Raw genomic sequence first — 3,062 nt, forward strand, 5'->3', positions numbered from 1 at the left:
CATGCTCTATGAAGGCCTCAAGCAGAACTCGACCATCGTCGTCGTGCCCTCGACGGCGGTGGAGACCATGAACCTGGGCGGCCTGGCCGGCGTGACGGCCCTTGGCCTCGAGCTCGCCAAGGCGCGCGAGAGCAAGCCCAGCATCCGGCCGGCCGCTTGAGTTGGGCTAGGCGCCGACGATGAGGATTTGATCGCGTGCGTCGAGCTCGATCTCATCCAGGTTCGAGCCGGGGCCGGCGCGGTCGATCACCAGGAAGTCGCTCTCGGCTTCGAGCGGCAGCAGGAAATGGTGCCAGATGCCCTTGCGGTAGTTCACGCCCTGGCCGGCTTGCGCCCGGAACACGCGGATCGCCGCCGGATCGAAATCGCCGGCCGGCGCCACGGCTGCCAGGAACCGCCGGCCCTGCAGGGGCGTGAAGCTCTGGCTCCCCAGCGGATGGCGCTCGAAGATCTTTAAGAGCGGCGGGTCGAGCGGCCGGGCGCGGAACAGGCTGACGATGGCGTGGCCGCCTGCGTCGGCGACATCGATCCGGGCGAGGTCGTTGAAGCGGGTCGTGTAGCCGTAGTTGATCGGGATCTGTTCGGCCCGCTCCGAGGCCTCGATCACGTCGCCGAACGGCGCGAAGGCCTCGGCGGTCAGGGGCTCGGGGGTCAGCTCACGCATCACGATCCCACCTTCGCGCCGGCCTTGATCCAGGCGCCCAGGCTGGCGCGTTCGGCGTCGGTCATGCCGGTCTCGTTGTTCAGCGGCATGGAGTGGGTCGCGACCGCACGCTCGTACACCTTGGCGGCGTTCTTCGTGAGGCTGGCGTCGGTGTCGAGCCTCACGCCGTTCGGGGCTGCGACGACGCCTTTGTGGGTCGGGACCGCGGCGTGGCACATGACGCAATGCCGGTCGATCAGTGTGCGGACGTCTGCGAACGGCGGCGGCGGGACCGCGGCGGGGGGCTTGGGTCTGGCGGTCTCGTTCAGCACCGCGACGGTCACGAAGGCCAGCGCCCCCAGCGCCAGCACGTCGAAGCGGATCTGGCCTGCGTTCTTCAGGTTGAAGAAGTGGCGGATGGTCCAGCCGCAGATGCCCAGCCCCGCCAGCCACAGCCAGTTCAGGGGCGCCGAGACGATCATCGGGTAGTGGTTGCTGACCATGATGAACAGCACGGGCAGCGTCATGTAGTTGTTGTGGACGCTGCGCTGCTTGGCCTGCTTGCCGAGCGCGGGGTCCGGCGCCTCGCCGGCCAACACCTGGGCCACCACCTTGCGCTGGTTGGGGATGATGATCAGGAAGACGTTGGCGACCATCACTGTGCCGATGATCGTGCCCAGGTGCATCACCGCGCCGAGGTCGGAGAAGACGTGCGTGAGGCCCCAAGCCGCAGCTGTCAGCACCAGGAACCAGACCACGCCGAACGCCCGCAGGTTCTGGCCCAGCGGCGAACGGCAAAGGCCGTCGTAGACCAGCCAGCCGGCGGCCAGCGTGCCGATCCCTATGCCGATCGCCTGCCAGCGGGTGAGCGCCAGCCGGCCGGGGTCGATCAGGTTCACGTCCGCGCCGACGTAGAAGATCAGCGCCAGCAGCAGAAAGCCGGAGATCCACGTGGTGTAGGCCTCCCATTTGAACCAGTGCAGCTCGTCCGGCATGCCGGACGGGGCGACCATGAACTTCATCTGGTGATAGAAGCCGCCGGAGTGCACGCTCCAGAGCTCGCCGGCCACGCCCTCGCGCTTGGCGGTCGGCGCCTTCAGGTGGCTGTCGAGCCACATGAAATAGAACGACGAGCCGATCCAGGCGATGCCGGCGGTCAGGTGCAGCCAGCGAAGCGCCAGGTTCGCCCAAGCCCCCCACTCGAACGTCACGCGGCGATGCTCACTTAGCGGGGTCCTCGGTCAGTTGCAGCAGCTCGGCGGCCAGCGCCACGGCGATCACCGCCGGCGCCTTGCTCTTCAGGCTCGGGATACCGATCGGGCAGGTGAGGCGGGCGAGGTCGGCGTCGGTCGCGCCATCGTCGCGCAGGCGCCGCTCGAAGCGCACGCGCTTGGTCGCCGAGCCGATCAGCCCGAGGTAGCCGAAGTCGCCGCGCGCCAGCACCGCGCGGGTCAGCCGGTAGTCGAGGTCGTGGCTGTGGGTGAAGACGGCGAAGAGCGCGCCTGGCGGGGCGGCCGCGATGCAGGCCTCCAGCTCGTCCTCGCTCAGCACCTCCGCGCGCGTGCCGCCGGCCTCCGGGCGCAGGTCCTCGCGGCTGGCCAGCCACTCCAGGTCGAAGGGCAGCGGGGCGAAGGCGCGGGCGACCGCCTGGCCGATGTGGCCGGCGCCGAAGATCACCAGCCTGGGCTTGGCCGGCCGCAGCAACTCCGACAGCCGCCGGACCTCGGGGATCGGGACTCGCGGGCTGTTGTCCGCCGGATCCTCCCCCGCCGCCGACTGCACGGTCCGCCGCACGCCCGCATCCTCGATGTCGGCCTGCAGGCGGAAGGGCGCGCCCTCGCCGCAGGCCCGCGCGGCGTCGCCCAGCCAGCCCAGGCTCTCGGCGTCGATCCGTTCCACCAGCAGCCGCACGCGGCCGCCGCAGCACTGGCCGAGCATCGGACCCAGCGGATAGTCCTGCAGCGCGTGGCGGCGCGTGGCCTGGGCCAGCAGCTTGCGGGCCTGGTCCAGCGCCTGGCGCTCCAGCGAGCCGCCGCCGATGGTGCCGGTGAAGCGGTCAGGCCAGACCAGCATCCGCGCGCCGATCTCCCTGGGCGTCGAGCCCTGCGCGCCCACGACGGTCGCCATGGCCAGCGTCTCGCCGCGCGTCACCGCCGCCAGGGCTTGGCCGATCCACTCACTCATGCGCGGCCCCTTGTGAGGCAAGGCGACGGCGCACGTCCTCGACGGCGGCCAGGATGCGCTCGGGCGTGGCCGGGGCGTCCAGGTCGGGCATGACCTTGCGGTCGCCGACGCTGGCCACCGCGTCGGTCAGCGCCGAGAACACCGAGATCGCCAGCATCAACGGCGGCTCGCCCACCGCCTTGGAGCGGTGAATGCTGGGTTCGCGGTTCTCGCCACGCTCCCAGATCGCCATGTT

General features: G+C 70.4%; 4 protein-coding genes. All 4 read right to left on the bottom strand.

Translation table 11 applies throughout. The annotated features are described in order from the left end of the window. Nucleotides 1-166 precede the first annotated feature (166 nt). Nucleotides 167-664 (bottom strand): ureidoglycolate lyase, encoded by a 498-nt coding sequence (locus JWP28_RS07835; protein WP_299541787.1) that lies wholly within the window; start codon nt 662-664, stop codon nt 167-169. Continuing rightward, nucleotides 664-1,854: a urate hydroxylase PuuD gene (locus JWP28_RS07840; protein WP_299541789.1), complete on the bottom strand. Its 1,191-nt coding sequence runs from the start codon at nt 1,852-1,854 to the stop codon at nt 664-666. Before JWP28_RS07840 ends, JWP28_RS07835 begins: the two co-directional genes overlap by 1 nt. Nucleotides 1,855-1,864: 10 nt before the next feature. After that, nucleotides 1,865-2,827, bottom strand: a complete 963-nt coding sequence (xdhC, locus tag JWP28_RS07845) for a xanthine dehydrogenase accessory protein XdhC (protein WP_299541790.1) — start codon at nt 2,825-2,827, stop codon at nt 1,865-1,867. After that, nucleotides 2,820-3,062: hypothetical protein (locus JWP28_RS07850; RefSeq protein ID WP_299541792.1), on the bottom strand; the 243-nt coding region annotated here is incomplete at its 5' end. The genes xdhC and JWP28_RS07850, both read right to left, overlap by 8 nt.

This window comes from Phenylobacterium sp. (genome assembly GCF_028290885.1).
In the GTDB taxonomy this organism is placed as follows: domain Bacteria; phylum Pseudomonadota; class Alphaproteobacteria; order Caulobacterales; family Caulobacteraceae; genus Phenylobacterium.